The following is a 5,699-nucleotide window of genomic DNA, read 5'->3' on the forward strand; positions in this document are numbered from 1 at the left end:
TTAGGGTTTGCTGATTAAATATCGCGCTTATTGACTGATATTGGTTTGAGCAATTTTAGATCTGGAAAAAGTGCGAGGTTTTAGGTGGTAATGGTTCAAAAATTCAGGATTTTGGTCAAGAGTTGGGCAGAACCATCTTGGGAAAATTCTTACTCCTACCTCCTCCAAATTCCCATTTCTCCTGTCCCCCTCCTGGGAGGGGTTAGGGGTGGGTTGTCTCCTGTCTCCTACCTTCACCCATAAGACTTTTTCAGCAAGCCCTAGTTATGTAGCTTTAAAAGGGTTCGTCGAAAGCTCAATCAATTCTTTGACAAAAACTATTAAATAAAGTCTAATACTCTATGGTTAGTAACTTGTTTGACAAGCGAACACTACAGCCAGGCCAAGAACTAAAATTTATCCAAAGATAAATGGTCGTAAGTTAAGCGACATTAAATAATGGACTGTGAGACGCCACAGTGCGGGGAACGAGTAGGCTACGGGCCTCCAAACCTTAAAAAAAACTATGCGTCTTGTTGCTTGACAACAAGACTTTGCCGGCAACAGCCATCACTTTAACTGGTGATGCTATACAGATTCAAGGTATATAGCTTTGAGTAGGTTAAATGTTGCACTAGAAATCAATCCCAAATTATTAAGTTACCAATTTACCAAATTAACACCGGAGCATGAAAGCCATCGTCTTTGAAGCGATGGATGAAATGCGACTCGATGGATTAAAATCCATCCTATCTTTTTCTTTCTTGGGAAAAGCCGTGCACTGAATTAAGAAGTAAGCACGACACTTAATTTTGATTTAAGTCGAGTGTCTAGGGGCGTTTTGACTCGTCCCCTGAAGTAAAAATTCAGGTCAGCTAATAAAGACACGAAGCAATGCGGTTTTAACCCCCAATCGCAGTATCCTTTTAGAATCCCCGTCGATTTATCGCGGGGAGAAGTCAAAAAACTTATGTATAGTCACTAAAACTATAGTGCTATACATAACACCTCAACTTCTGAAAAATCCTCTCCTCAACTGTCCATCCAAAATTATTTAGACTAGACTGGGAACCTTAGCCATAAGATGAGGATAAAGGGGAAAGCGATCGCACAATGATGCTACCCTATCTCGACACATTTGAGCTACCCCTTCATCTTCTGGATTGAGTAACCGTTCCGCAATAATATTGCCTATTTCAGTAAATTCAGGAGCTTTCATACCTCTTGTGGTCATTGCTGGAGAACCTAGTCGGAGGCCGCTGGTGACAAAAGGAGATTGTGGGTCAAAAGGTACAGTATTTTTATTAGTAGTAATATTAACTCCACTCATCAATTTATCTGCCTTTTTCCCTGTCATACTTACTGATCTTAGATCCACCAACATAACGTGATTTTCCGTACCACCAGAAACTATTTTTAATCCGCGTTCTTGCAGTTGAGTTGCTAAGGCACTAGCATTTTCAATCACTTGACCAGAATAAGCTTTAAACTCTGGCTTCAGAGCTTCTCCGAATGCTACTGCTTTAGCTGCAATAACGTGTTCTAACGGACCCCCTTGAGTTCCGGGAAATACTGACTTGTCCAGTTTTTTTCCTAATTCTGGGTCGCGAGTCAGGATTAAACCGCCTCGTGGTCCCCTTAAGGTTTTATGAGTAGTAGTTGTGACTACATCGCAGTGGGGAATGGGGTTAGGATGATGACCCGTTGCCACTAAACCAGCAATATGAGCAATGTCTGCTAATAAATAAGCTCCAACTTCATCGGCGATCACCCGGAATTTCTCAAAATCAATTATCTGAGAATAGGCAGAATAACCACAAATTAGTAGTTTGGGTTTATGTTGCTTTGCCAATTCTAAAACTTGGTCATAATCTATAGTTTCTGTTTCCTGACTGACACCATAGTGATGAACATTGAACCATTTACCAGAAATATTAACTGGAGAACCGTGGGTCAAATGTCCGCCGTGGGATAAGTCCATTCCCATGATGGTGTCCCCTGGTTGCAACAAGGTGAGGAACACGGCAAGGTTGGCCTGCGCTCCAGCATGGGGTTGTACATTGGCATGGGCAGCACCAAATAATTCTTTGGCACGGTCTATGGCTATTTGTTCGATTTCGTCTATAAATTCACAGCCACCGTAGTAACGTTTACCTGGGAGACCTTCGGCATATTTGTTGGTGAGTACGGAACCTTGGGCAGCCATTACTGCTGCTGAGGTAAAGTTTTCACTAGCAATTAGTTCTAGGTGGTCTTGTTGTCGTCCGTATTCTTTTTGAATTAATTCGGCGACTAGGGGGTCAGTATCAGCTAGAAAGTTAGCGTTAATCATGTTTATTCTTTTTTGTGGCTACATTAAAAGTATAGTAAATGTTCTCAATAAATATAGTCGTATATAGTCAAATAATATTAAATATCTTCGTTGATTTGTACAAAAGAGCTACTAAATATTTGACAAAATTTAATAACTCTCTCCAATATATTTAATGGTATGATGGAATTAGGTGATAATTAAAGGCCAAATCACAATAATAAAGATTAATAAATACTCAAATCCTAATGTAATTTTAACCCCTTGATTTATGAGATTAGTTGAGAGACATATCCCATACAAAAAATCATCGGTTTTATCCTGAAATTGACAGACTCTGTTTCTTGTCTAAAAATCTCTATAACTATGCTAATTATTTAATTCGTCAGTCTTTTGTCTTTGAAAAGATTTATCTTGACTATCATCAGCTTCAAAAAACACTTCAATCTCAAGGAGACTATCAAGCAATGCCAGTTAAAGTATCTCAACAAATCTTGATGATAATAGATAGAAACTGGAAAAGCTTTTTAGCAGCGAACGAAGTTTATAAAGAGAACCCATGAAAGTTTAACGCTCGTCCTCGTCTTCCTGGATATAAAAATCAAATAACACCGAAGAAATATTGTAGTTTATACAGCACAAGCCATAAGCAAGAGGCAACTTAAACAAGGAACTATTAATCCGAGTAAAACTGGGATTTATCTAAAAACTTTAGTACCTACTTCAAAAATCAAGCAAGTTCGTCTCGTCCCTAGACTTAACCATTATGTAATAGAGGTAATTTATAAAGCGACAGAAAAACAATACGAGCTAGAAAAAAATCGTTGTGCCAGTATTGATATAGGATTAAATAATCTAGCTACATTAACTTTTAATCAAGCCGGAGTCAAACCCAAGAGTGATAAATGGCAGACCGTTAAAATCTATCAATCAATACTATAATAAAGTTAGCAGCTTCCTGCAATCACAACTCCGGGAAAATCAGTCAAGCCTCAGACTAAAAAAGCTTTCTAATAAAAGAGAATTTAAAATCAATGATTATCTCGCGTATTGCATCTCGTTTGATTATTGATACCTTGATTAATAAGAAGATAGGAACTTTGATAATTGGCCACAATGAAGGCTGGAAGCAGAATATCAACTTAGGGAAAAGAAACAATCAAAATTTTGTCTGTGTCCCCTATAATAAGTTAATTGAAATGTTATCTTATAAAGCCGGGATGGTAGGGATAAAAGTAATTCTTACTGAAGAATCTTATACGTCAAAAGCAAGTTTTATAGATAATGATTTGATTCCAGTTTACAAAAAAGGGAAGAAAAATCAAGTCACTTTTTCAGGAAAAAGAATAAAAAGAGGTTTGTATTGTACCGCAAGCAAAGGGTTAATCAATGAGTCACGTGAACAGTTCTTTGAACATAATGAGAAAAGCAGTCCCAAATGTTTTTGACCATGGGATAGAGGGTGTTGTAGTGCCTCCTCCGGAGGAGCTTCGCTAACACGAGTGTCAGGGTAACGCCTGCAAAATAAGAATATGTCATATTTGGCTATATTTTTATGAACTATATGCCCCACACTGAAAACCTTAAGTGCCAGTGTAGGGCTGAGAGATTTAGTTTATAGTAGCGGAGCTATGGTTAATTGACTTTTAGAATTTATTTTCAATCACTAACTCACTCAATGGTAATTGTCCTGGTTTTGGCCAAGGTTCTTTAACTTTTTTACCAATGGCTACCATAGGACCCATTACATGATCTTCGGGTAAATTAATCAATTCTGCTAGTTTTTCAATATCAAAACCAATCATCGGGCAGGAATCATAACCCATTGCTTTTGCTGTTAACATTAAGGTCTGCATTGCCATACCAATTGAACGTTGAGCTTCATCTCGCTGGAGCCATTCACGGTCTTTATAGAAAGCATCCGTCATACCTACCATTTGATTAGAGACTTGCTCTGGAGCATTAGTCCAATAACGACTAACTTCTTTTTGCCAAGCTTTCATATCTCCTGTAAAGAGAATTAGTAAAGAAGCTTCTGTCATTTGAGCTTGATCGAAACCAAGTTCTGTTCGGACTTTTTGTCGTAATTCTGGATCTCGAAGAATAACAAAACGCCAATGTTGAATATTGAAACTGGTGGGAGCCTGAATTGCTGCTTCTAAAAGTTTTTGTTCTTCTTCAGGTGTTATTTTATGGTTAGGATCGAAACCTTTAACAGCGCGACGTTGATAAATTGTGTCTAGGGTATCCATTGAGTAAAACTCCTCTTGATAGGTTTAAGTTTGAGAAACTGAGTTTGTCCAGAAAATGAAAAACTAAGTCTCCTGATTTGGGTTCCATCTGGTAGGCAACGGTTTTGTTAAATTCTACCTGAAATTAGGATCAAATAATCTACCTAATTTTTGAGTCCTAAAATAGCTAGTCATTAAATTCCGATTGTATAGGAATACATACTGGAGAGTAAAGTACCCAAACCTTTCGCGTAGGGAACAGGAGAAAGGGAATAGAAGATCAAAAATAGAATTTTTATGTAGTGTTGTGAAATGTTTGTAAGAGAGCATTAATAAATTTGTATCCTACTTTATTGTCATCACATAGGGTGTATATCTGTTCAAATTAATCTGCAATAATTCAAATACGATTCTGTGGATGATTATGCTGTATTTTATCAATAATTTATGATAATGAAGTGGTTTGATTTTCAAGTAAAAATTTTAGCTTCTTGGCTTCAGTATCTCATTTTTTTTCATTTATTTCTGGAACATAGAGTATGACTAAAGCTTTAGCAAGAGCATAGAAAGGATTTTTTCCAGGGCGAAGATATGTAAACAACCAATTTTTTGCTTTTGCTAATTTAGGCACTAATTCTGCTAAAACTACTGAAGATTTACCATTTTTTGATGTGCCTAAAATTGGAATAAGATTCTTGACTTTAACATCCTTTAACCAATTTTTTTACAAATTTATCTCTACCACAAAAGTATTTAGCATTCTCTGGAATAAAACTATAGGAACCTAGATAGAGAGAATTAATATTTTCCTCTGTTTGATGAGAATCTCTTTTCTCTTTTTCGGCGTTGATTATTTTGGCTATGATTGTGCTTTAATGGCTATTACCTAACTATTAACTCAAAGTATTTTATCTTTTGCCAAATTTAGGTTTCATAGCTTGATTCACCAACGGCTATTTTTCTAAATAAGGTTTGAGACTACTATTGCGTATAGCAAAATAGTAATGAATAATTTTTTAGTTTCTCATTTGCGATAAGTTAGTGATTTTCTCTCGGTGGAGTCTTCGGAGAATTTTGAGAGAATGATAGTAGATGGAAATTTTGTCTAATCAAAGGTTTGAGACTACTATTGCGTATAGCAAAATAGTAATGAATAATTTTTTAGTTTCTCATTTGCA

4 protein-coding genes and 1 pseudogene are annotated in these 5,699 nt (G+C 36.6%); 2 read left to right on the forward strand and 3 right to left on the reverse strand.

Features of this window, described 5'->3' with window-relative positions; genetic code table 11:
- Positions 1-1,033 precede the first annotated feature (1,033 nt).
- On the reverse strand, positions 1,034-2,311 hold the full coding sequence (gene glyA, locus F6K54_RS39185; protein ID WP_366558370.1) for a serine hydroxymethyltransferase: 1,278 nt from the start codon (positions 2,309-2,311) through the stop codon (positions 1,034-1,036).
- A gap of 260 nt (positions 2,312-2,571) precedes the next feature.
- Between glyA and F6K54_RS39190 the strand changes: the two genes are divergently transcribed.
- Both F6K54_RS39190 and F6K54_RS39195 read left to right on the forward strand, forming a co-directional pair.
- Positions 2,572-2,853, forward strand: coding sequence for a transposase (locus F6K54_RS39190; RefSeq protein WP_293089637.1), 282 nt, complete (start codon positions 2,572-2,574; stop codon positions 2,851-2,853).
- Between the two features lie 471 nt (positions 2,854-3,324).
- Positions 3,325-3,738 carry an IS200/IS605 family accessory protein TnpB-related protein gene (locus tag F6K54_RS39195; protein WP_293089639.1) on the forward strand — a complete coding sequence of 138 codons (414 nt, stop codon included), beginning with the start codon at positions 3,325-3,327 and terminating at the stop codon, positions 3,736-3,738.
- A 198-nt stretch (positions 3,739-3,936) separates the two neighbouring features.
- On the opposite strand, the gene F6K54_RS39200 is transcribed toward F6K54_RS39195, so the two are convergent.
- Together F6K54_RS39200 and F6K54_RS43560 are read right to left on the reverse strand one after the other, a co-directional pair.
- Positions 3,937-4,542 (reverse strand): nitroreductase family protein, encoded by a 606-nt coding sequence (locus F6K54_RS39200; protein WP_293089641.1) that lies wholly within the window; start codon positions 4,540-4,542, stop codon positions 3,937-3,939.
- A 484-nt stretch (positions 4,543-5,026) separates the two neighbouring features.
- Positions 5,027-5,224: pseudogene (locus tag F6K54_RS43560) on the reverse strand (hypothetical protein); the annotation flags it as partial.
- Positions 5,225-5,699 lie beyond the last annotated feature (475 nt).

The sequence above is a fragment of the Okeania sp. SIO3B5 genome (assembly GCF_010692555.1).
In the GTDB taxonomy this organism is placed as follows: domain Bacteria; phylum Cyanobacteriota; class Cyanobacteriia; order Cyanobacteriales; family Microcoleaceae; genus Okeania.

What these genes read in the sequence shown, in the direction of transcription:
- F6K54_RS39195 (WP_293089639.1), top strand. Translation starts at nt 3,325, where the DNA reads ATGATTATCTCGCGTATTGCATCTCGTTTGATTATTGATACCTTGATT.
- F6K54_RS39200 (WP_293089641.1), bottom strand. Translation starts at nt 4,542, where the DNA reads ATGGATACCCTAGACACAATTTATCAACGTCGCGCTGTTAAAGGTTTC.
- glyA (WP_366558370.1), bottom strand. Translation starts at nt 2,311, where the DNA reads ATGATTAACGCTAACTTTCTAGCTGATACTGACCCCCTAGTCGCCGAA.